Here is a 21,891-nt window from a genome sequence, read left to right on the forward strand (position 1 = left end):
GCGCGCCGGGGTGGGAATCGCTGGGGCGATCAGGGATCATGGGCGGGTTCGTGCACGCGCACATCCCCCCATGACCGCAGCGAGAGCCAGGGAGGCTCAGTTCACATGAGCGACGAGGGTCTGTCCATCTTCGACGACGACGAGCCCACCCCCACCAAGGAGTCCACGCCCGTGACCACCAAGGCCACCGACGACCAGTCCACCCAGGTGATCCCGGCCGTGAAGACGGCCCAGACGCCGGCCGCCCCGCCGGCCGCCCCCACAGCCGCGGCCCCCCGGCCCGCCGCCGCGCCGTCCGCCACGAGCACCGGCACCGCCGCCCGCCCCGTCGGCTTCAACGCCCCCGGCGCCACCGGCGGCCTTCCGATCGTGCGCAAGGGGGGCTACGACCGCGACGCCGTCGACGCCCAGATCCGTCAGCTCTCCAGCGAGAAGGCCACGCTGGGCGCCAGCCTCAACGAGTCCGAGCAGCGGGTCATCGACCTCGAGCAGGAGCTCGCCAAGGCACGCGCCGAGCTGGCCGAGACCGACAACCCGTCGTACGCCGGTCTCGGCGGCCGCGCGAGCGCCATGCTTCGCCTGGCCGAGGAGGAGGCCGCGGAGATCCGGGCCACCGCCGAGTCCGACGCCCGAGAGATCCGCGAGCAGGCCGCCCGCGACGCGAAGGCGATCCGGGCCGAGGCCGCCCGCGAGGCCGACGACATGCGCGCGGTCCAGCTGCGCGAGCTCGAGGAGAACCGCACCCGTCTGCTGACCGACGCCGAGCAGGAGCGCTCCCTCGCCGAGACCGAGGCCGCCGACATGCTGGCCGCCGCCCGGCGCGAGTCCGACCAGCTCCGGCTCGCGACCCAGCAGGAGACGACCGAGCAGCGCAGCCAGGCCCAGCGCGAGGTCGAGCAGGCCCGCGCTGCCGTCGACCGCGAGGTCCAGGAGGCGCGGCGCGCGCTGGCCATGGAGAAGGAGCGCCTCGCCCGCGAGGCCACCGACCACCACAACACCGCGGTCGCCGAGACCCGCCGCCTGGTCGAGGAGGCCGAGCAGCGCGCGAGCGCCGCCGAGGCCCGCGCCGCCGAGGCCAGCAAGAAGGCCGCCGCCAACCGGGCCGCCGCGCAGACCGAGGCCGAGGGCGTGCTGAGCCGGGCTCGTCGCGAGGCCGAGCAGGTCGTCGCCTCGGCCCGCACGCAGGCCGAGGCGATCGCTGCGAGTGGCGACGCGGAGCTCGAGCGCGAGATCGCCGTACGCCGCTCCGAGCTCGACCGGCTCACCAAGCGCCGGGCCGCCATCACCGCCCAGCTGTCCTCGCTCGCCGACCTCGTCGCCGGCTTCGGCGAGGACGAGAGTTGAGCGGCGCCGCCGAGGCAGCCGCGACCGACGGCGTCACCGAGCACGCCGGGATCGACCCGGCGGCGCCGGTCGACGCCGAGGACGCGCCGTACGGCCGGCTCGGGAAGCCGTTCGACCGACGCTCGCCGTTCTACTACGGCTTCATCGGTGCCCTCGGCGCGCTGACCGCTTTCTGGCTCTTCCAGGCGGTCATCGGCATCGGCTCGGTGCTGATGCTGGTCGTGGTGTCCTTCTTCCTCGCAGCGGGCCTCAACCCGGCGGTGAGCTTCCTCGAGCGCCACGGCCTGCGTCGCTCGTGGGCGGTCACGGTCGTGATCGTTCTCGCCCTCGGGACCGTCGCGCTGTTCCTCGTGGCGATCGTCCCGGTCATCACCGACCAGATCACCGCGATCACCAAGAACGCGCCGGGCTGGCTCGACGAGCTCCAGCGCAACAAGCGCATCCAGCAGCTCAACGACGAGTACGACATCATCGACAAGCTCCAGGCCAAGATCACCGACGAGAACTTCCTCTCGGCCCTCTTCGGAGGCGCGCTCGGCTTCGGCCTCAAGATCGTCTCGGCGCTGTTCAACCTGTTCGTGATCGTCGTGCTGACGCTCTACTTCCTCGCCTCGCTGAAGACCACCACCGGCGCCCTCTACAAGCTCGCCCCGGCCTCACGACGCGAGCGCGTCGCCAAGCTCGGCGACAAGGTGATCGCCAACATCGGCGGATACGTCTCCGGCGCCTTCCTGGTCGCCCTCTGCGCCGGCCTGAGCTCGCTGGTGTTCCTGTCACTGACCCCGATCAGCGAGTACGCCGTCGCGCTGGCCTTCGTCGTCGCCGTCCTCGACGTCATCCCGATGATCGGCGCCACCCTCGGCGCGGTGATCGTCTCGGCGATCGCCTTCGCGACCGACGTCAAGACCGGTATCGCCTGCGTGGTGTTCTACGTGATCTACCAGCAGTTCGAGAACTACGTCGTCTACCCGCGGGTGATGAGCAAGTCCGTCGACCTGCCCGGCGCGGTCATCGTGATCGCCGCCCTGGTCGGCACCGCACTGCTCGGCGTGGTCGGTGCACTCCTCGCCATCCCGGTGGCAGCCGCGATCCTGCTGGTCGTGCGCGAGGTCGTGGTCAAGCAGCAGGACCTGCGCTGAGCCTCTCGCTCGCTTCAGCGGGCTCGGCCGGCACGACCGGCAGCGGATCGGTTCCGACCACGACGCTGCGCTCCCCCAGCTTGACCCCGATCACGCCGGCGAGGATGAGTGCCCCGCCGACGAACTGGACGGGAGCGGGGAGCTGGTCGAGGAGCAGCCACGCCCACGCGACGGCGGCCACGACCTCGCTGAGTGCGACGAAGGAGGCCAGCCGCGAGCCGAGGCGGCGGCTGGCGGCGATGCCGGTTGTGTAGGCGAGGGCGGCGGTGACCAGGCCCAGGGCGAGCAGCACCGTCCACGGGGCGACGTCGACACCGGCGTAGGCGACGGTGCTCGACGAGGCCGCCATCGGCATCAGGCCGGTCAGTCCCAGGACGCCGAGCAGCAGGCCGCCGACGACCAGGCCGCCCGCGGCCAGCGCCATCGGCGGGATGCCGCTGCGCTCGTCGGCCGAGATGACGAAGTAGGTCGCCGCACCGACCATCGCGGCGAGCGCCCACGCAGTGCCGCGGACGTCGACGTCGGCGCCGGCGAACAGGTCGAGGACGAGCACCAGGCCGAGGGCCGCGACGACGGCCCCGGCCACGGTGAGCCGGCCGGGACGCTGGCCGTGGGCGAGCCACATCCACACGACCACCGCCGCGGGCGCGGTGTACTCGATGAGCAGGGCCGGGCCGACCTCCATGGTCCGCACGGCCGAGAAGTAGCAGTACTGGGCACCGGCGACCGCCAGGCCGCCGTACAGGAGGACCGTGGGAGCGGCACGGCGCAGCAGGGCCCAGCGGCCGCGCAGCGCGACCAGGCCGAAGGGCAGGACGACGAGCGCGCCGATCGCGATCCGCAGCAGCACGATGCTGCCGGCGGTCCAGCCGCTGTCGAGCATCGGCCGCGCGAGGGCGCCGGAGAGCGCGAACGTGATCGCCGAGGTGAGCGCCAGGAGTACGCCGGCCCGGGTGGCGTCCCGCGATGCGTCACGAGTCAACGTCGTCATGACTCATGACACTAGGCCTCGATGCAGTAACCTGTCAAAGTGGTTTTCGCCCATGACACATCGTTGTCCCTGCAGGCGGCCGTGGCACTGGTCAACGGCAGCCTGGAGCCGGTGACGATCAGCACGCCCGACGAGCTCGACGCCTTCTTCGCCGACTTCGCCTACACCGGGCGCCACGACGGCGACCAAGCCGAGGTGGACGCCGTGCTGGCGATCGCACCCCGGCTCCGCGTCCTGCTGACCGCCGACCGCGACGACGCCGCCGACATCGTCAACGCCATGCTCCGCGACGCCTCCGCCCTCCCCCAGCTGCGCCGCCACGACGGTCACGACTGGCACCTGCACGCCGTCGACAACCAGGCCCCGTTCGCCGAGCGGATCGTGGTCGAGACCGCCATGGCGATGATCGACGTGATCCGCGCCGACGAGATGTCGCGGCTCTCGGTGTGCGCCGACGACACCTGCGAGGGCATCGTCCTCGACCTGTCCCGCAACCGGTCCAAGCGGTTCTGCTCGGTCACCTGCGGCAACCGCAACGCCGTGGCGGCGTACCGCGCCCGCCAGGCGAACGAGGAGTGACCTCGGCGTGACGATTCCGCCGCGCACCTAGCGCCAAGCCTTGCAGAGGACGAGGATCCCGGCATGACACGCACGCTCGGGCTGCGCCGTCGCGCGCTCCACGCCGTCCTCCTGTCCCTGCTGGCCGCTACCGCCCTCCTCGTGCCTCGCCCGGGGCCCGCGGCCGCAGCAGCCCCGCTCACCGTCGCGCAGGCGATCGCCACCCAGAACTCCTCGACCGCCACCGTGCGCGGGTACGTGGTCGGGCAGCCGACCGCGACCTCGACCGTGGTGACCAGCGGGTTCCCCAACGACTACGCCATCGCCCTCGCCGACGCACCGGGCACCTCCGCGACCAGCCAGATGGTCTACGTGCAGGTGCCCACCGCGTTCCGCGCGTCCTTCGGCCTGAGGTCGAACCCGTCGCTGATGGGCAAGCAGGTCGACGTCACAGGCACCCTCACGGCGTACTTCTCCCACCCCGGCCTCAAGGACGGCACCGACTTCGCGCTCACCGGCTCCGGAGGTGGGGACGGCGGTGGGGACGGCGGTGGCGGCACCGACCCGAGCATCCCGGCCGGCTACTACGACCCCGCGGCGGGCAAGACCGGCGCCGCGCTCGCGGCGGCACTGCACGGCATCATCGACGGCAACCGGACGCTGAGCTACACGCAGGTCTGGGACGCGCTCAAGGTCACCGACGCCGATCCCGCCAACAGCAACAACGTGATCGAGTTCTACTCCGGCCGCTCCGTCCCGAAGTCGACCAACGGCGGTGATGCCGACGACTGGAACCGCGAGCACACGTGGCCGCAGAGCCATGGCGACTTCGGCACCAGCGCCGGTCCGGGCACCGACCTGCACCACCTACGTCCCGAGGACGTCACCGTCAACTCCACCCGCGGCAACAAGGACTTCGACAACGGCGGCTCCGCAGTCGCTCAGTGCCCCGACTGCTTCTCCGACGCCGACTCCTTCGAGCCCCGCGACTCGGTCAAGGGCGACGTGGCTCGCGGGCTGATGTACATGGCCGTGCGCTACGAGGGCGGCGACGGCTTCGCGGACCTCGAGCTCAACGACAGCATCAACGGCACTACGCCGTACCTCGGCAAGATCTCGGTGTTGCTCGCCTGGAGCGCCGCTGACCCGCCGACGGCCGCGGAGCGGGCCCGCAACGACCGGATCTACCGCGACTACCAGGGCAACCGGAACCCGTTCGTCGACCACCCGGAGTACGCCGAGGCGATCTGGTAGTCAGTCCCCCAGGAACCGCTGCAGGATCTCGAGGAAGAGCTCCGGGCGCTCTGAGTGCAGCCAGTGCCCGGTGTCCTTCATCGTCACCTTGCGGTTGCGCGGGAACCAGCGGTCCATCGCGGCGTCGTAGGCGGGCTGGACGTAGCTCGACCGGCCGCCGGCGAGCCACAGCACCGGTCCGTCGTACGGCGCCACGTGGGCCAGCTCCGCCTCGGGCCAGCCGCTGATGGCGCCGAGGTCGCGGCCGAGCACATCGAGGTTGGCCTGCCAGCTCCAGCCGCCGGGCGCGGTGGGGTCGCGCCGCAGGTTCTGCAGCAGGAACGAGCGCACCGTCGGGTCGGGTACCGCGGGCTCCAGCAGTCGCTCGGCGTCCTCCCGGCGGACCACCTGCGTCAGGTCCATCGCGCGCATCGCGGAGATGTAGCCCTGGAACTCGCGGCCCTCGGGATAGCTCACGGGTGAGATGTCGGCGACGCACAGGCGCTCCACCCGATCGGGGTGGAGCAGGGAGAGCACCATGGCGACCTTGCCGCCGAGCGAGTGACCGACCAGCGCGACCGGCTCGTCGGCCGGGATGACGTCCGCGACGAGCGCCGCCGTCTCGGCGAAGTCGAAGCGGTCGGGCCACGCGGAGCGCCCGTGGTGGGGCAGGTCGACGAGCAGCACCCGGTGCCTGCCGGCGAGCTGCTTGGCGATCCCGGTCCAGTTCTTGCCCTGGCCGAAGAGCCCGTGGAGAAAGACCACACGGCTCCCGGTGGAACCGAGAGCCGTGTGGTGAAGCGTCACTCCGCCATTGTGTCAGGCGTAGTCGTGGAAGCCCTTGCCGGTCTTGCGGCCGAGCTCGCCGGCGTCGACCTTGGCGACGAGGGTGCCGGCCGGCTCGAAGCCCGGCTCGCCGAACTCGGCGTACAGCTCCTTCTGGATGGCCAGCGACACGTCGTTGCCGACCACGTCGAGCAGCTCGAACGGGCCCATCGGGAACGCGGCGGTCTCCTTGATCGCGGCGTCGATGGTCGTGAGCTCCTCGCCGCCCTCGGCGAGCTTGATCGCGTCGTTGAGGTAGGGGAAGAGCAGCAGGTTGACGATGAAGCCCGAGCGGTCGCCGGCGGAGACGCCGACCTTGCCGACGTTGGCGGTCAGCGCCCGCACGGTCTCGTCGACGTCGGCGGCGGTGGCCGGGGTCGTGATGATCTCGACCAGCTTCATGACCGGGGCCGGGTTGAAGAAGTGCATGCCGATCACGTCCTGCGGGCGGCCGGTTGCCTCGCCCAGCTTGGTGATCGGGAGCGACGAGGTGGTGGTCGCGAGGATGGCGCCCGGCTTGCAGATCCGGTCGAGGTCGCGGAACAGCTCGAGCTTGAGCTCGAGGTCCTCCGCGATGGCCTCGACGACGATGTCCACGCCGCCCAGCGCCTCGCGCTCGGTCGAGCCGGTGAGGCGGCCCAGCAGCGCGTCCTTGTCGCCCTCGGTGCCCTTGCCCTTGGCGATGGCGCGGTCGAGGTTCTTGGTGATGTAGCCGACGACGCCGTCGAGCTTCTCCTGGCTGCGGCCGACGTAGATGACCTCGTAGCCGGCCTGTGCGAAGACCTGGACGATGCCGGAGGCCATGGTGCCGGTGCCGACGACGCCGACCTTGGTGATGTCGTGCTTGAACTGCGGCGCGGCGGCCTCGCCCGCGGCAGCAGCCTCGTCGGCGAAGGTGCGGCCCTCGGCGACGAGCTTGTCGAGCAGGCCCGCCGGCTCGTGCAGGTGGTCGCCGGTCTCGGCGTACCGGGCGGCGAGCAGGTCACGGACCTGGGCGGCGCCGATCTCGTCGACGACGGTCAGCGGGCCCTTCGGGTAGCCGCAGCCGAAGCGCATGGCGGCGTCGATGTCGGTCACCGAGGCGTAGCCCGACTCGTAGGTGCGCACCGCGTGGTTGAGGTACGGCAGCACCAGCGTGTTGAAGATCTGCTCGCTCGAAGTCATGGCTGGCAGTGTGGCATCCGTCCGGCCCACTGACTACCAGTCGGTAACCATGTGGACAGAGACAGACGTCACATCCGGCGGGCGGTCACGTCGACGCGGACCAGCTTGGACCGCGAGGCCTGGCCGCGCACCAGGCTCACCGCAGAGCGGGGGACGCCGAGCTCCTTGGCCAGCCAGCGCACCAGCTCGTCGTTGGCTCGACCGTCGACGGGCGGCGAGGCGAGCCGGATCTTGAGCTCGGCTCCGTCCACGCCCGTCGCGCCCGCCGGGCCCGTGCGAGAGGCGCCCGGCAGGACACGTACGGCGAGCAGCCAGGTCGTCGTACGGCCCTGCTCGTCGACGTGCTCGGGGCGCCACCACGGCTGGTCGTCGATCTCCACGACGCAGACTGTAGATTCGTCGCCCGTGAGACTCGTCGTTGCGCGTTGCCAGGTGGACTACGCAGGCCGATTGACCGCGCACCTCCCGATGGCGACCCGGGTGCTCATGCTCAAGGCCGACGGCTCGGTGCTCGTGCACTCCGACGGCGGCTCCTACAAGCCGCTGAACTGGATGTCGCCGCCGTGCACGGTCCGGGAGGGCGAGGCCGAGGACGGCCGGGTCGAGTGGACCGTCACCGCGAAGGCGCCGAAGGGCCAGACGCCCGACACGCTGCGGATCCTCATCGACGAGATTCACCACGACACGAAGCACGACCTCGGCATCGACCCCGGACTGCAGAAGGACGGCGTCGAGAAGCACCTCCAGGAGCTGCTCGCCGAGCACCCCGGAACGCTGTCCGCCGGCCTGACCCTGGTCCGGCGCGAGTTCCCCACCGCCATCGGCCCGGTCGACCTCATGTGCCGCGACGGCGAGGGCCTCTCGGTCGCGGTCGAGATCAAGCGCCGCGGGGAGATCGACGGCGTCGAGCAGCTCACCCGCTACCTCGACCTGCTCAACCGCGACCCGCTGCTGACCGGCAAGGGCGCGGTGCGCGGCATCTTCGCCGCCCAGGAGATCAAGCCGCAGGCTCGCGTGCTCGCCGAGGACCGCGGCATCGCCTGCGCCGTGGTCGACTACGACGCGCTGCGTGGGCTCGACAACGCCGAGGACCGGCTCTTCTGAGCCGCCGCGCCATGACGCCGATCTTCCACCTCGCCCTGCTCCGCGACTGGGAGGAGGCTCAGCGCGCGGGCTCCTACACGACCTCCACGCTCGGTCGCAGCCTTGCCGAGGAGGGCTTCATCCACGCCAGCCGGGCCGATCAGTGGACCGGCGTGCGCGACCGGTTCTACGGCGAGGTCACCGACCCGATGGTGCTGCTGCAGATCGACCCGGGAGTGCTCGACGTACCCGTGGTCGACGAGGAGCCGTTCCCGGGCGCGGGCGAGACCTTCCCCCACATCTACGGACCGCTGCCGGTGACGGCGGTGGTCAAGGCGATCCCGCTCGCGGCGCAGCGATCCACCGAGCCCGCGCCGACGCCGGCCCCGGAGCCCGCACCCGTCGCGGACCGCCCGGACCGCCCGGACGTTCCGGACCGCCCGACCGAGAGCTTCTCCCGCGTCTACTTCCGCGAGGTGTTCTTCAACGTCGCCGTCCTCAGCATCGTGCTGCTGGTCGCTGTGGCGGGCACGGCCCTCGGCAGCACGCTGCCGATCGCCGCGGGTACGGCGCTCGGCGGGTTGCTGGGCATCGCGCTCGGCGTGGTGCTGGCAGTAGGGGTCTACCGGCTGCGGCACCCGCGCGCCGGACGCTGAGCGTCAGGCGCCGGCGGCCGGCGGAGCGGTCGGGTCGGTGTCGCCGGCGCCCTGCTCCCGGGCGACCCAGTCCTCGATCGCGTTGATGTCGTCCTTGCTGCGGGTGACCACGGCGAGCAGGTCGTTCATGGTCGCGACCTCCTCGACCTGCTCCTTGATGAACCACTGCATGAACTGCTCGGAGGCGAAGTCGTACTCGTCGCGGGCGATGCGCAGCAGGCCGTTGATCTGCTCGGTGACCCGCTTCTCCTGCTCCAAGGCCAGCTCGATCGGCGCGACGACGTCGTCGAAGACGGCGACCGGCGCCTCGACGCCCGGGATCTTCACGGGAGCGTCGGTGTCGAGGAGGTACTGCACCATCATCATGGCGTGCAGGCGCTCCTCGAGCGCCTGGGCGTAGAAGAAGGCCGCCAGCTGGGGCATCGTCAGCGCGTCGTAGTGCACGGCGCACGCGAGGTACTGGTTGTGCGCGGCGAACTCGTTGCCGATCTGGACGTTGAGCTGGTCGGTGAAGCGGGGTGCGGCCATGGGCGCCAGCCTAGTCGGCGGCGTGAGCGAGCCTCAGGCGGCCTTCTGCAGGCTCTTCTTGGTGACCTTCTTGCCGTCGGCGCGCACCAGCACGCGCTTCTTGACGGTGTAGCCCTCGGGGAGGGTGCCCTCCTTGAGCATGCGCAGGGGGCAGCGACCGCAGCGCGACTTCGACACGCAGCACTTCGTCTTGGGGAGCTTGCGCACCTTCCCCTTCGACTTCTTCTTGTCCTTGCCCACACGACGAGGGTAAGCGATTGAGGGTAGGCAGACCTAACCGACGTGACGCGGCTCACATGTGCCGCGGACTACTAGGGTTCCGGTCGTGATCGAGATCTGGCTGAACCCCGCCTGCTCCAAGTGCCGCACCGCCGAGAGCGAGCTCCGGGCCGCCGGCGTCGACTACACCGTCCGCCGCTACCTCGACGAGCCGCCGACCATCACCGAGCTCGAGGACGTGCTCGCCCGCCTCGGCCTCGAGCCCTGGGACATCGCGCGTACGGCGGACGCCGGCAAGCTGGGCGTCACGCTGCCCGCCCGGGCGGCCGAGCAGCGCGCGGCATGGCTCGACCTGATGGCCGCGCACCCGCGCCTCATCCAGCGCCCGATCCTCACCGCCTCGGACGGTACGACGGTCGTCGGTCGCGACCCCGAGTCGTTGTCCCGGGTGATCGCGGCCGAGTGACCGACGGGTCATGTAACTAAGTGTTACAGCACAGATATCCACCACTCTGGCCCCACAGGCACCAAATCAGTGCTGTAACACTTAGTTACAAGTGAGCGGCGGTCTCACCCCAGGCCGTTGGCCCTGCGGATAACGTTGACGATGCCGCCCATGATCTCGGTCAGCCCGAAGTCCTTGGGCGTGTAGACCGCGGCGACGCCCTGCTCGATCAGCGCCTTCCCGTCGGACTCGGGGATGATCCCGCCGACGATGACGGGGACCTCGCCCATCCCGGCCGCGCGCAGACCATCGAGGACGGCGGGCACCAGCTCCATGTGGGAGCCGGACAGGATCGAGAGGCCGACGCAGTGGACGTCCTCGGCGACCGCGGCGGCGACGATCTGCTCCGGGGTCAGCCGGATGCCCTGGTAGATCACCTCGAAGCCCGCGTCGCGGGCGCGTACGGCGACCTGCTCGGCGCCGTTCGAGTGGCCGTCGAGGCCCGGCTTGCCGACCAGCAGGCGCAGGCGGCCTCCGAGCTCCTCGCCCGTGGCGCGCACGGCCTCGCGGACGGCGGTCAGCTCGGCACCGGCCTCGGCGACGCCGACCGCACCGGCGACGCCGGTGGGGGCGCGGAACTCGCCGAAGACCTCACGCAGGACGCCGGCCCACTCCCCCGTGGTCGCGCCCGCACGGGCGGCGGCGAGGGTGGCGGCCATCAGGTTGGTGCCGGACTTGGCGTCCTCGGCGAGCCGGGCGAGAGCGGCCTCGACCTCGCCGGCGTCGCGCTGGGCCTTCCACGCCTCGACCGAGGCGAGGGCCGACTTCTCGGCCTCCGGGTCGGCGACCATGATCGCGCCGTCGAGGTCCGCGGTGAGCGGGCTCTGCTCGGTGGTGTCGAACTTGTTGACGCCGACGATGATCTCCTCGCCGGCCTCGATGGCCGCCCGGCGGCGGGCGTGGGAGGAGACCAGCTCCTGCTTCATGTAGCCGGAGTCGACGGCGGCGATCGCGCCGCCCATCGCCTGGACCCGGTCGATCTCGGCCTTGGCGCCGGCGATCAGCTCCTGCACCTTGGCCTCGACGACGGGCGAGCCGTCGAAGATGTCGTCGTACTCCAGCAGGTCGGACTCGAAGGCGAGGACCTGCTGCAGGCGCAGCGACCACTGCTGGTCCCAGGGGCGCGGGAGGCCGAGGGCCTCGTTCCACGCGGGGAGCTGGACGGCGCGGGCGCGGGCCTTCTTCGACAGCGTCACGGCGAGCATCTCGAGCACGATGCGCTGGACGTTGTTCTCGGGCTGCGCCTCCGTGAGGCCCAGGCTGTTGACCTGGACGCCGTAGCGGAAGCGGCGCATCTTCTCGTCGGTGACGCCGTAGCGCTCCCGGGTGATCTCGTCCCACAGGTCGACGAAGGCGCGCATCTTGCACATCTCCTCGACGAAGCGCACGCCCGCGTTGACGAAGAAGGAGATCCGGCCGACGACCTTCTCGAAGTCGTCGTCGGAGACCTGTCCGGAGTTCTTCACCTGGTCGAGGACGGCGATCGCGGTGCACATGGCGTACGCGATCTCCTGCACCGGCGTCGCGCCGGCCTCCTGCAGGTGGTAGCTGCAGATGTTGATCGGGTTCCACTTCGGGATCTCGTGGACCGTGTAGGCGATCATGTCGCCGATCAGGCGCAGGGAGTGCTCGGGCGGGAACACGTAGGTCCCGCGCGAGAGGTACTCCTTGATGATGTCGTTCTGCGTCGTGCCCGCGAGCTGGTGGGCGACCTCGGACGGCGAGGAGTCGGGGTTCTGCTCCTCCGCAGCGACCTGGTACATCGCGAGCAGCCACATGGCGGTCGCGTTGATCGTCATCGAGGTGTTCATCTCGGTGAGGGGGATCTGGTCGAAGAGCTTGCGCATCTCGCCCAGGTGCGGCACCGGTACGCCGACCTTGCCGACCTCACCGCGCGACAGTGGGCTGTCGGGGTCGTAGCCGGTCTGGGTGGGCAGGTCGAAGGCCACCGACAGGCCGGTCTGGCCCTTGGCCAGGTTGGTCCGGTACAGGGCGTTGGACGCCTCGGCGGTCGAGTGACCGGCGTAGGTCCGCATCACCCAGGGGCGGTCCTTGGCGTGCGATGCCTTCCCGGCGGGGCCGGCTGCGTCGGGCGAGGTGCTCATACGCCGAAGCGTAGGCCGATCCCTACCTGTTGGTAACCGCCGTCCGTGTGGGGTTCTCCACAACGCCGCCCCCGAGCAGGCGGCGTTGACACGGCGACCGGGCCCGCGCTCAGGCGGGGATCGGCTCCCGCTCGAGCTCGATCAGCCGGATCAGGTGGGTGAGGTGGAGCATCCGCCGGACAGCAGGCCGGGCGCCGCGCAGGACCACGCGCACGCCGTAGCGCTGGGCCTGTCGGCTCGCGGCGGCGATCACCTTGAGCGCGGTCGCGTCGACCGAGCGGACAGCGCTGATGTCGATGACGACCGGGCTGATCAGGTCGGTGCCGCAGGCGTGGATGTGGTCGTGGACGGCGGCGCGCAGCTCGCCCGTGCTGCGGACGTCGAGGTCGCCGGCCAGGACCAGGACGGGCTCGCCGAGGACATGCTCGACGGAACTGCGCACGACGGAAGGGTGAGTGAGCTGTCGTGCTGCCATGGTTCCCTCCCGAGATCGTCCTGGGCAGGCGCCCCACACGCCTGTTACCCACCATGACGCTCCGGCAGTCCGATCGGTTGCATGCCGGGCCGAACTTTTTCGTGCCGCAGCCCCGGCTACCCTGCGAGCCATGGTCAACCTCACCCGCATCTACACGCGCACCGGCGACGCCGGTGAGACCCGCCTGGGCGACATGAGCGTGACGTCGAAGACCGACCTGCGGCTCGAGGCCTACGCGACCGTCGACGAGGCCAACGCCCAGATCGCGGTGGCCGTGGCGACCGGCGGGCTCAGCGACCACGTCGTCGCCGTGCTCACGCACGTCCAGAACGAGATGTTCGACGTGGGCGCCGACCTGTGCAACCCGGTGGTGGCCGACCCGGAGTACCCGCCGCTGCGGATCGAGCAGCCCTCGATCGACCGGCTCGAGAGGTGGTGCGACCACTTCAACGAGGACCTCGAGAAGCTGCGGTCCTTCATCCTCAACGGCGGCACCCCGGCGGCGGCGCAGCTGCACGTCGCGCGCACCGTCGTACGACGTGCCGAGCGGGCCGCGTGGGCGGCCAACGCCGTGCACGGCGAGACGATGAACCCGCTCGCCATCACCTACCTCAACCGGCTCAGCGACCTGCTGTTCATCCTGGCCCGGCACGCCAACCGCGAGGTCGGCGACGTGCTGTGGGTGCCCGGCGGCGACCGCGGCTACTCCGACGAGCGCGAGCAGACCAGCTGAGGCGCCGCGGATAACCCGTTGCACCCGGCGGTCCGCACTGCCGACGATGCAGCGGTGGACGTGACCTTCACGAAGCTCGCCGGGCGCTACGAGATCGCCGTCGACCGCTCGGTCGGCGCGGCTCTCGCGCCGCGCAACGGACCGGGCCACAGCGACGCCGTGCCCCACGACGTCGCGCATCTGCTGGTGGAGGTCGAGGACGGCATCCGCGGCGGCGTCTACGGCCGGCTCGCGGCGGCCGACGGCGACGACGGGCTGTTCTGGCCGGCCGACCCGGCCACGCGCCGCGCCTCGTCGAGGAGGCGACGCGAGCCGACCCCCGAGGAGTCGGCCGACATGGCGCGCTCGGAGCGGCTCGCGTCCCTCACGGTGGCGCTGTGGGAGGTCAGGCGCGGGCGGCGGCGCCCGGACCCGGCATGGCCGGGGCGGGTCGAGGACAGCGAGGTCGCCCCGGCGCTGCTGGAGCGGCTGTTCGCGCGGTACGACGAGTTCGCCGCCCGCTGGTCGGGGCTGCCGGTCGGCGGCTCGATCACGCTGCCCTGGCCGTTCCCCGAGGGCACCGGGAAGCGCCGTCGCACCGGTCGGTGAGGCTCGTCCCGCCGCGATCCGGCCTTCGTCGCAGGTGCGTGCCACGATGAGGGAACCGTGGACGTCCTCGCCGAGCTGACCGACGACTTCCTGGCGCGCCACTTCGACGCCGGGACGCTGGAGCGTGCCCGCTCGATCGTCGCTGCGGGCGGCGTCCGGCGTCCCGAGATCGGGATGCGCTCGGCGGCGTCGGTCACGGCGACGGCGGAGGTCCTCGGGAGCCGGGAGGCGCCGTACCAGGTCCAGCTGCACGTCGAGGCACCCAACGCGAGCTACGCCGGCTGGGTGTTCACGGTGTGCACCTGCCCGGTGCGCTCGGTGTGCAAGCACGGCGCCGCGCTGGCGCTGAGCCTGCGCCAGACCTTCACCCAGCCGGCCGGCGAGGCCGCGTGGCGACGCTCGGTGGAGCGGCTGGTCGGCGAGCTGGCGCGCCAGCAGCCGTCGGTGCGCGAGGAGGTGCCGCTCGCGCTGGAGGTGACCCTCGACCGCGGTCGCGGCAGCTACCGCGCCGCCGGCCCGACGCTGCGGGTCCGGCCACTGCGGCAGGGCAAGAGCAAGCCGTGGATCAAGAGCGGCGCCGAGTGGAATGACGTCGCCGGCAGCCCGCGCGGCTTCGTGCAGCGGCAGGCCGACGCGCTCGCCGCGCTGCACACCCAGTGGGCCGGCCACCGCGGCTACTACTCCGCCGGGGTCTCCCCCGCGCTCGACGAGTTCGGCGACCAGGTGGTCCGCGCCCTGCGCAACGCCCGCGACGCCGGCGTCACCCTGCTGGCCGCCCGGCCACTGGTCTCAGTCGAGGTCGCCGACGAGCCGGCCGAGGTGGTCGCCGAGCTCGGCGACGTCGACGGCGGTACGACGATGCGCGCGGTCGTCACCCTCGCCGAGCGGACCTGGCGCGACGAGTCCGTGGTGCTGGTCGGCTCCCCCGCGTCGGTCGTCGGCCTGCTCGACGACAGCGGCCACCTCCTCATCGCCGCGACCACGACCCCGGTGCCGCCCGCGCTGCGCCACCTGGTCGACGGCCCGCCGATCCTGGTCCCGCCCGCCGACCTGGCCGACTTCCGCGAGACGCTGCCCGGGCTGATGCGGCTGGTGCCGGTGCGCGCGGACGCGTCGTCGGTCGAGCTGCCCGAGCCGCTGTCGCCGACACTGGTGCTGACCGTCTCGTGGCACACCTCCACCAAGGCGGGCCTGGCGTGGCACTGGCAGTACGGCGCCGACCCGGAGCGCAGCTGCCCGCTCACCAGCAGCGACTCCCTCGGCGGGGTCAGGGACCGTGCCGCGGAGCAGGCACTGCTCGCGACCGTGCCGCCGGCGCTGCTGCAGGTCTCGACGCTCATCGACGGCGACGCCCTCACCCTGGCCATCCACGACCTGCCGCACCTGCGCGAGACGGAGGGCGTGCGGGTCGTCGAGGAGGAGCGGCCCGACTTCCGCGAGGCCGACGTGGCGCCCGAGATCCGGTTCGACCTGGTCGAGCCCGACTCCAGCACGACGTCCAGCACGACCGACTGGCTCGACCTGGCCGTGACCGTCAGCGTCGACGGCGAGCAGATCCCGCTGCCCGACGTCCTCGCCGCCCTCACCCTCGACCTGGAGTTCCTCGTGCTGCCGAGCGGGCTCTACGTGACCACCGACCGCCCCGAGTTCGACCGGCTGCGCGAGGTGGTCACCGCGGCCGCCGAGCTGCGCGAGCGCGAGGGCGACCGGATCGGCATCGGCCACCACGACCTCGGCCTGTGGGCCCAGCTCGCCGAGACCGGTCTCGTCGACGCCCAGGTCGCCGCGTGGGTCGAGCGGGCCCGGGCGCTGCGGGACCTCACCGACATCCCGCGACCCGAGCCGCGCGGCCTGGTCACCGACCTGCGCAGCTACCAGCGCGAGGGCTTCTGGTGGCTGGCATTCCTGTGGCAGCACGGCCTCGGCGGTGTGCTCGCCGACGACATGGGTCTCGGCAAGACGCTCCAGGTGCTCGCCCTCATCACCCACGCCCGCGCCCAACGTCCTCTCGACGCGCCCTTCCTCGTCGTCGCCCCGACCAGCGTCGTCACCGCCTGGGCCACCGAGACCGCCCGGCACGCGCCGGGCCTGCGCGTCGCGGTGGCCTCGCGTCGTACCGACGACGTGGCGGCGCTGGCCCGCGACCACGACGTGGTCGTCACGACGTACACCCTGCTCCGGCTGGCCCACGAGGAGTACGCCGACCTGGCCTGGTCCGGGCTGGTGCTCGACGAGGCACAGCAGGCCAAGAACCACCAGAGCAAGACCTACCAGGCGATCCGCACCATCGACGCGCCGTTCCGCCTCGCCGTCACCGGCACGCCGTTCGAGAACCGGCTGATGGAGCTGTGGTCGCTGCTCTCGATCACGGTGCCCGGCCTGTACCCCTGGCCGCGCACGTTCCAGGACAAGGTCGTGCGGCCGGTCGAGCGCGACGGCGACCAGGTCGTGCTCGACCGGTTCCGAGCCCGGATCAGGCCGTTCCTGCTGCGGCGCACCAAGGAACTGGTCGCCGACGACCTGCCGCCCAAGCAGGAGCAGGTCCTCCAGGTCGACCTCGACGCCGCGCACCGCAGGATCTACGACACCCACCTGGCCAAGGAGCGGCAGCGGATCCTCGGCCTGGTCGAGGACTTCGACCGCAACCGGGTCGCCATCTTCAGCGCGCTGACCAAGCTGCGCCAGCTCGCCCTAGACCCCGCGCTCGTCGACGACGAGCACGAGAGCGTCGGCTCCGCCAAGCTCGACGTGCTCGTCGAGCACCTCGCCGAGATCACGGCCGAGGGCCACCGGGCTCTGGTGTTCAGCCAGTTCACGTCCTTCCTCACCCGGGTCCGCTCGCGCCTCGACGACGTGGGGATCGCGACGACCTACCTCGACGGCACGACCCGCGACCGCGCGGGCGTCATCGACAGGTTCCGCTCCGGTGCCTCCCCCGTCTTCCTCATCTCCCTCAAGGCCGGCGGCACCGGCCTGACCCTCACCGAGGCCGACTACGTCTTCGTGCTCGACCCGTGGTGGAACCCCGCCGCCGAGGCGCAGGCCGTCGACCGCGCCCACCGGATCGGCCAGACGCGCCACGTCCACGTCTACCGGCTGGTCGCGACCGACACCATCGAGGAGAAGGTGATGGAGCTCAAGGCCCGCAAGGCCGAGCTGTTCGCACAGGTCATCGACGGCGACGGAGCGATGAGCACGTCGATCGGGGCCGAGGACATCCGCGGTCTGTTCGAGGAGTGACGCCGGTGCCGGTCAGGGCGCCGGAGCGGCGCTGACCTCGGACGCCGGGTTGCGGATCAGCAGCCACGACAGCGCACCGCCGGCGACCAGCAGGCCGGCACAGCACAGCATCGCCGTGCGGTAACCGGCATCGAAGACCTCCGGGCGCTGGTAGTCGGCGCCCGCGAGCCCCACCACGAGCGGCAGGGCGGCGACCGCGAGCAGCGAGCCGGCGCGGGCGACGGCGTTGTTGACGCCCGAGGCGACACCGGCGTGCTCGTCGGGTACGGCGGCCAGCACGGCCGCGGTCAACGGGGCCACGAGCGAGGCGAGCCCCAGCCCGAACACGGTCAGCGGCAGGGCGACCTCGGTCCAGTAGTCGAGCTCGGCGTCGATCCGGCTCAGCAGCAGGGCGCCGACCGCGCACAGCAGCGGGCCGACGGTCATCGGCAGGCGCGGACCGATCCGGCCGGCGAGGGCGCCCCCGCGACCGGCGAGCAGCAGCATGACGATCGTGATCGGCAGCGTGGACAGGCCGGCCTCGAGCGGGCCGAGGCCGGCGACGGTCTGCAGCTGCAGGACGAGGAAGAAGAGGACGCCGCCGAGCGCGGCGTAGGTCAGCAGGGTCATCGCGTTCGCGGCGCTGAACTGACGTGAGGCGAACAACCCCGGCGGCAGCAGCGGCGCGTGCGAGCGGCGCTCGTCGAACCAGAAGGCGACCCCGGCCACGAGGCCGACCACGAGCGCGACGACGGCGACCGTCGGCTCGGTCCGCCACTCGATCAGCGCATAGGTGAGACCGCCCAGCGCGAGGGTGCACAGCGCCGCGCCAGAGAGGTCGAAGCCCCGCACCGCCGACGGGTCGCGGGTCTCGGGGACTCGGCGGGCGACGGCCAGGGTGAACAGGGCGACGGGCAGGTTGATGAGGAACACCCAGCGCCAGCTCACCGACTGGACCAGCCAGCCGCCGAGGAAGGGGCCGATCGCGGTAGCGACGCCGCCGAGCCCGGACCAGGTGCCGATCGCTCGGGACCGGTCGGAGGGCGCGAACGAGCCCTGGATCATGGCGAGACTGCCCGGCACGAGCAATGCGGCGGCGACGCCCTGTGCGATCCGGGCGAGGATCAGGACCTCCGCAGTCGGGGCGAGACCGCACGCGACCGAGGTGAGGGCGAAGCCGAGCACGCCGGTCATGAAGATCCGGCGTCGCCCGAACCGGTCGCCGAGCGAGCCGCCGAGCAGGGTGAGCGAGGCGAGGCTGAGCAGGTAGCCGTTCGAGACCCACTGCAGCTCGCCAAGACTGGCCTCGAGGTCCTCCCCGATCCGGTGCAGGGCGACGTTGACGACGGTGCTGTCGAGCAGCGCCAGCGAGGAGCCCAGGATCGCCGCGGCGAGGACCGTGCGACCGGTCCGCGACCCGACGGTGACCTCGGCGCAGGTCGGATCCACTTGCCGAGCGTAGTGGAGACGGGAGTTGGTGAGGGGGCTGTGATTGGATGCCGCCATGCTGAGGGTGGGACTGAGGTGTGCCGGCCTGCCGACCGTGACGCTCGGTTCGGGCGAGACGCTGCTGTTCGGGCGCTCGCCGCACCACGCCGTACCGCTCGACAGCCCGGACGACGCACTGCGCACGACGGCAATCGCGCTGCCGCGCTGCGCCCCGCACGTCTCCCGCCTGCTCGGTGAGCTCGTCGTGGGTGAGGAGATCGCCCGGCTGCGCTGGCACGGCGCTGGTGAGACCCAGGTGGCGAGCCTGTTCGACGCCCCGGGCGGCGCGCGGCGGGTCACGCTGGTGGAGGGCATGTCGCTCCTGCTCGACGAGGGCGAGAACCAGCTGGTCGTGCTCCGCGGCCGCGAGACCACGACGGGGACCTACGACGACCTGACCATCGTCGTCGATGTCCAGGCCTCCGCGCCGGCCGCCCCCCGCCGGCCGGTCGCCGAAGCGCCCGACACCGACGTCGACGGTACGGCGACCGCCCCCGCGCCCAGCCTGCCCCGCCTGTCGCGGGAGTGGTACGTCGCACTCGCGCTCGCCGAGCCGTGGCTCACCGGCACCGACGACTACCCGCGCCCCCCGTCCAACCGGGAGATCTACGAGCGGGTGCTGCACTGGCACGGCTACGCGTGGAACCTCGACCGCGCGCAGCGGGTCGACGACGCGATCCGCTCTGTGTCGATGCTCGCCTTCGGGCCCAAGGACGACCCGTGCCGCACGAAGGGGCGCGCGCAGAACGTGCGGTTCGCGATCGGCCGTCGTACCGCGGAGGTCCGGTTGGTCACCGCCGACGACCTCGACGCGGTCGAGAGGGCCGCGACGGCGCGGAACCTTCCGCCCGCCTGACGCTGGTGCCGCGCCCGGCGCGTCCCTACCGTTTCGCGACAACGACCGATCGGGCCACGTCACGAGCGAAGGAGACCACGATGAGCAGCAGCATGCAGGGCATGGACACCGAGCACGCGCGGGAGACGTCCGCGCGGATGGACAGCCACGCCAGCCAGGCCTCGGGCGTGTGCAGCGGGCTGTACGCCCGCCTGGGCGCGACCAACTGGGTCGGGCCGGACATGGACCGGATGATGGAGGACATGGCGTCGTCCTTCGTGCCGGAGTCGACCAACGCCGCCGAGACGCTGCGCGACCAGGCGCGGGTGCTCGCCGCCCACGCCGACCGGCAGGACGCCGCGAGCGCCTGACCCGCACCCCACCCGAGAGGGCCGCCGGCACTGCCGGCGGCCCTCTCGTGCGTCCAGGCCCGCCCAGGAGCGCGGCGACAAGGCGGAACCTTCCGCCCCTGGATCCCTCGACCGGCGGGCATGCGGCTGCCTAGCGTCCACGGCGTCCGGTCCGGCGACCGGCACCAGACCCTCCGACGAAAGGGAGATCACCATGGCGTTCCTCGGCGCAGACACCGACGAGCTCCGCGAGGTGGGCCAGGAGTTCCAGGAGGGCGCGGAGACGATCGACCAGATCATCGCGTTCGTCCGGGCGCTGATCATGGTCCTCCGCGCGGCGGCCTTCTTCAGCGGCGGCGCGAGCCTGGCCTACGCGCAGTACCTCGAGACCACGGTCCTGCCGTGGCTCCAGCGGATCTCGATGGCGCTCAAGGCCTTCGCGCAGGTGCTGCTGGCCAACGCCGACGCCCAGGACGAGGTCAGCAACGGCGCCACCGTCGACCTCGGCTCGCTCCCGATCTACCAGACGCCGGTCCTGCCGCCGTCGTCGCAGCCGTACGCCGGCGGCGACATCATCGGTGGCGGCGCACCCGGCGCCGTGCCGGTCTCCGGCACCCCGGGTCCCGGCACCTCGACCGCCGTCGGCGGGGGGATCGACGGCCAGGGGCACGCCGTCGCCCAGCCCGCGCCCGCCCGTACGGCGGGTGACCCGGTCCTGGTGAGCACGACCGGCGGCGGCATCGACGGCGGCATCGACGGGGGCGCCGGCAGCGGCGCCGGCAGTGTGCCCGCGGGCGGCGGTGCCGGCAGCGCAGGCGCGCCCGGGCTCGGCACCGGCTCGGTCGACGGTGGCACCGGCACCGGCACGGGTCCCCTCAGCCCTCACGGCACGGCGACCCAGCCGGCCGACGGCGGGCTCGGCGGTGCCACCCCGGGGGCGGAGGCGACCAGGGACGCGAAGGACGCCGGGTTCGGCGGGACCGCGCAGCCGAGGGCGAGCGAGCAGTCGTCGTACGGCGCCGCGGCGGCGATCGGCGGCGGGGCGGCCGCGGCCGGCCTGGGCGGCGCGGCGCTGGCCGGGCGCTCCGGGTCCACGAACAAGGAGATCGACGACCTCGGCTCCCGCAACGGCCGCGGGTCGCGTGGCGAGGAGGTGCGCCGGGTCCAGCAGCTGCTGACCGACGCGGGCTACGACACCCAGGGCGTCGACGGGGTCTGGGGCCGCGACACCGAGCGTGCCTACGACGCCTACCGGGCCGCGCACCCGCTCGAGATCCGGCACGGCTCCGGCTACAGCTCGCCCGACGGCTTCGACTACGAGCAGATCGCCGGGCTGCGCGGCAACGCGAACGTGACGCCGGAGTTCCTGCGGGAGGTCGAGGGCGTGGCGCAGCGCATCGGCGCCCAGCCCGAGCACCTGCTGGCAGCGATGAGCTTCGAGACCGGCGGCACCTTCTCGCCGTCCGTCGAGAACCCGCGCAGCGGCGCGACCGGGCTGATCCAGTTCATGGACCGCACCGCCACCGGGCTCGGCACCAGCACCGACGCGCTGTCGCGGATGACGCCCACCGAGCAGCTGACCTACGTCGAGCGCTACTTCGAGGGCCACCGTGGCCGGGTGGGCGACCTGGACAGCCTCTACACCTCGATCCTGGCCGGCCACCCCGCGTCCGGCGACGACGCCCTGTTCACCCAGGGCACCACGGCCTACCACCAGAACCGCGAGCTCGACATCGACCGCAACGGCGTCGTCACAGCCGCGGAGGCCACCGCGCACGTCCGGAGCCGACTCGGCACCGGCCACTGAGCAACCGGCTCAGGACCACCCCATCCATCCGTAGCAACCGCAGCAC

General features: G+C 72.1%; 22 protein-coding genes. 13 read left to right on the forward strand and 9 right to left on the reverse strand.

The window, feature by feature from the left end; all coding sequences use genetic code 11:
* Positions 1-105: 105 nt before the first annotated feature.
* Positions 106-1,344: a hypothetical protein gene (locus QI633_RS16165; protein WP_141798262.1), complete on the forward strand. Its 1,239-nt coding sequence runs from the start codon at positions 106-108 to the stop codon at positions 1,342-1,344.
* A complete protein-coding gene (locus tag QI633_RS16170) occupies positions 1,341-2,483 on the forward strand; it encodes an AI-2E family transporter (RefSeq protein WP_141798261.1) in 1,143 nt (380 codons plus the stop codon). Before QI633_RS16165 ends, QI633_RS16170 begins: the two co-directional genes overlap by 4 nt.
* Here QI633_RS16170 and QI633_RS16175 read toward each other — a convergent pair.
* Positions 2,461-3,474, reverse strand: coding sequence for an EamA family transporter (locus tag QI633_RS16175; protein ID WP_282426345.1), 1,014 nt, complete (start codon positions 3,472-3,474; stop codon positions 2,461-2,463). The two genes, QI633_RS16170 and QI633_RS16175, sit on opposite strands and share 23 nt — an antisense overlap.
* Before the next feature lie 39 nt (positions 3,475-3,513).
* Between QI633_RS16175 and QI633_RS16180 the strand changes: the two genes are divergently transcribed.
* Together QI633_RS16180 and QI633_RS16185 are read left to right on the forward strand one after the other, a co-directional pair.
* Positions 3,514-4,053, forward strand: coding sequence for a CGNR zinc finger domain-containing protein (locus QI633_RS16180; protein ID WP_282426346.1), 540 nt, complete (start codon positions 3,514-3,516; stop codon positions 4,051-4,053).
* A 63-nt stretch (positions 4,054-4,116) separates the two neighbouring features.
* On the forward strand, positions 4,117-5,286 hold the full coding sequence (locus QI633_RS16185; protein WP_141798259.1) for an endonuclease: 1,170 nt from the start codon (positions 4,117-4,119) through the stop codon (positions 5,284-5,286).
* Here QI633_RS16185 and QI633_RS16190 read toward each other — a convergent pair whose 3' ends face one another.
* The 3 genes from QI633_RS16190 to QI633_RS16200 form a co-directional block, all read right to left on the reverse strand.
* The gene (locus QI633_RS16190; RefSeq protein WP_282426347.1) at positions 5,287-6,072 is read right to left on the reverse strand and encodes an alpha/beta fold hydrolase; all 786 of its coding nucleotides are present in this window, start codon (positions 6,070-6,072) and stop codon (positions 5,287-5,289) included.
* 12 nt (positions 6,073-6,084) lie between these two features.
* Positions 6,085-7,254 (reverse strand): 3-hydroxyacyl-CoA dehydrogenase NAD-binding domain-containing protein, encoded by a 1,170-nt coding sequence (locus QI633_RS16195; protein ID WP_141798257.1) that lies wholly within the window; start codon positions 7,252-7,254, stop codon positions 6,085-6,087.
* A gap of 68 nt (positions 7,255-7,322) precedes the next feature.
* Positions 7,323-7,634 (reverse strand): DUF167 domain-containing protein, encoded by a 312-nt coding sequence (locus QI633_RS16200; protein WP_282426348.1) that lies wholly within the window; start codon positions 7,632-7,634, stop codon positions 7,323-7,325.
* Positions 7,635-7,659: 25 nt separating this feature from the next.
* On the opposite strand from QI633_RS16200, the gene nucS reads away from it, so the two are divergent.
* Complete coding sequence (nucS, locus tag QI633_RS16205) at positions 7,660-8,358, forward strand: endonuclease NucS (RefSeq protein WP_141798256.1); 699 nt, start codon at positions 7,660-7,662, stop codon at positions 8,356-8,358.
* An 11-nt stretch (positions 8,359-8,369) separates the two neighbouring features.
* Positions 8,370-8,993, forward strand: coding sequence for a DUF952 domain-containing protein (locus QI633_RS16210; RefSeq protein ID WP_222117798.1), 624 nt, complete (start codon positions 8,370-8,372; stop codon positions 8,991-8,993).
* A gap of 3 nt (positions 8,994-8,996) precedes the next feature.
* Here the strand turns inward: QI633_RS16210 and QI633_RS16215 are convergent, their stop codons facing one another.
* The gene (locus QI633_RS16215) at positions 8,997-9,521 is read right to left on the reverse strand and encodes a ferritin (RefSeq protein ID WP_141798255.1); all 525 of its coding nucleotides are present in this window, start codon (positions 9,519-9,521) and stop codon (positions 8,997-8,999) included.
* Positions 9,522-9,554: 33 nt separating this feature from the next.
* Positions 9,555-9,761, reverse strand: a complete 207-nt coding sequence (locus QI633_RS16220) for a hypothetical protein (protein ID WP_282426349.1) — start codon at positions 9,759-9,761, stop codon at positions 9,555-9,557.
* A gap of 85 nt (positions 9,762-9,846) precedes the next feature.
* Here QI633_RS16220 and QI633_RS16225 point away from each other — a divergent pair, with 85 nt between their 5' ends.
* A complete protein-coding gene (locus QI633_RS16225) occupies positions 9,847-10,206 on the forward strand; it encodes an ArsC/Spx/MgsR family protein (protein WP_260805911.1) in 360 nt (119 codons plus the stop codon).
* A 104-nt stretch (positions 10,207-10,310) separates the two neighbouring features.
* On the opposite strand, the gene QI633_RS16230 is transcribed toward QI633_RS16225, so the two are convergent.
* Positions 10,311-12,350 (reverse strand): protein meaA, encoded by a 2,040-nt coding sequence (locus QI633_RS16230; RefSeq protein WP_141798253.1) that lies wholly within the window; start codon positions 12,348-12,350, stop codon positions 10,311-10,313.
* A 109-nt stretch (positions 12,351-12,459) separates the two neighbouring features.
* Positions 12,460-12,792, reverse strand: a complete 333-nt coding sequence (locus tag QI633_RS16235; RefSeq protein ID WP_260805910.1) for an STAS domain-containing protein — start codon at positions 12,790-12,792, stop codon at positions 12,460-12,462.
* A 163-nt stretch (positions 12,793-12,955) separates the two neighbouring features.
* On the opposite strand from QI633_RS16235, the gene QI633_RS16240 reads away from it, so the two are divergent.
* Genes QI633_RS16240 through QI633_RS16250 form a run of 3 tightly spaced genes read left to right on the forward strand, consistent with a single transcriptional unit; the run spans position 12,956 to position 17,386 of the window.
* The gene (locus tag QI633_RS16240; protein ID WP_141798251.1) at positions 12,956-13,558 is read left to right on the forward strand and encodes a cob(I)yrinic acid a,c-diamide adenosyltransferase; all 603 of its coding nucleotides are present in this window, start codon (positions 12,956-12,958) and stop codon (positions 13,556-13,558) included.
* Between the two features lie 54 nt (positions 13,559-13,612).
* Entirely contained in the window at positions 13,613-14,146 is a 534-nt protein-coding gene (locus QI633_RS16245) for a hypothetical protein (RefSeq protein ID WP_282426350.1), read from the forward strand.
* A 57-nt stretch (positions 14,147-14,203) separates the two neighbouring features.
* On the forward strand, positions 14,204-17,386 hold the full coding sequence (locus QI633_RS16250) for a DEAD/DEAH box helicase (RefSeq protein WP_282426351.1): 3,183 nt from the start codon (positions 14,204-14,206) through the stop codon (positions 17,384-17,386).
* Between the two features lie 12 nt (positions 17,387-17,398).
* On the opposite strand, the gene QI633_RS16255 is transcribed toward QI633_RS16250, so the two are convergent.
* The gene (locus QI633_RS16255; protein ID WP_260805909.1) at positions 17,399-18,814 is read right to left on the reverse strand and encodes an MFS transporter; all 1,416 of its coding nucleotides are present in this window, start codon (positions 18,812-18,814) and stop codon (positions 17,399-17,401) included.
* A gap of 55 nt (positions 18,815-18,869) precedes the next feature.
* On the opposite strand from QI633_RS16255, the gene QI633_RS16260 reads away from it, so the two are divergent.
* The 3 genes from QI633_RS16260 (at position 18,870) to QI633_RS16270 (ending at position 21,845) form a co-directional block, all read left to right on the forward strand.
* Positions 18,870-19,709: a hypothetical protein gene (locus tag QI633_RS16260; protein ID WP_141798248.1), complete on the forward strand. Its 840-nt coding sequence runs from the start codon at positions 18,870-18,872 to the stop codon at positions 19,707-19,709.
* 80 nt (positions 19,710-19,789) lie between these two features.
* Complete coding sequence (locus tag QI633_RS16265; protein WP_141798247.1) at positions 19,790-20,059, forward strand: hypothetical protein; 270 nt, start codon at positions 19,790-19,792, stop codon at positions 20,057-20,059.
* A 193-nt stretch (positions 20,060-20,252) separates the two neighbouring features.
* A complete protein-coding gene (locus QI633_RS16270) occupies positions 20,253-21,845 on the forward strand; it encodes a peptidoglycan-binding domain-containing protein (RefSeq protein WP_282426352.1) in 1,593 nt (530 codons plus the stop codon).
* Positions 21,846-21,891: the final 46 nt, after the last annotated feature.

The organism is Nocardioides sp. QY071 (assembly GCF_029961765.1).
In the GTDB taxonomy this organism is placed as follows: domain Bacteria; phylum Actinomycetota; class Actinomycetes; order Propionibacteriales; family Nocardioidaceae; genus Nocardioides.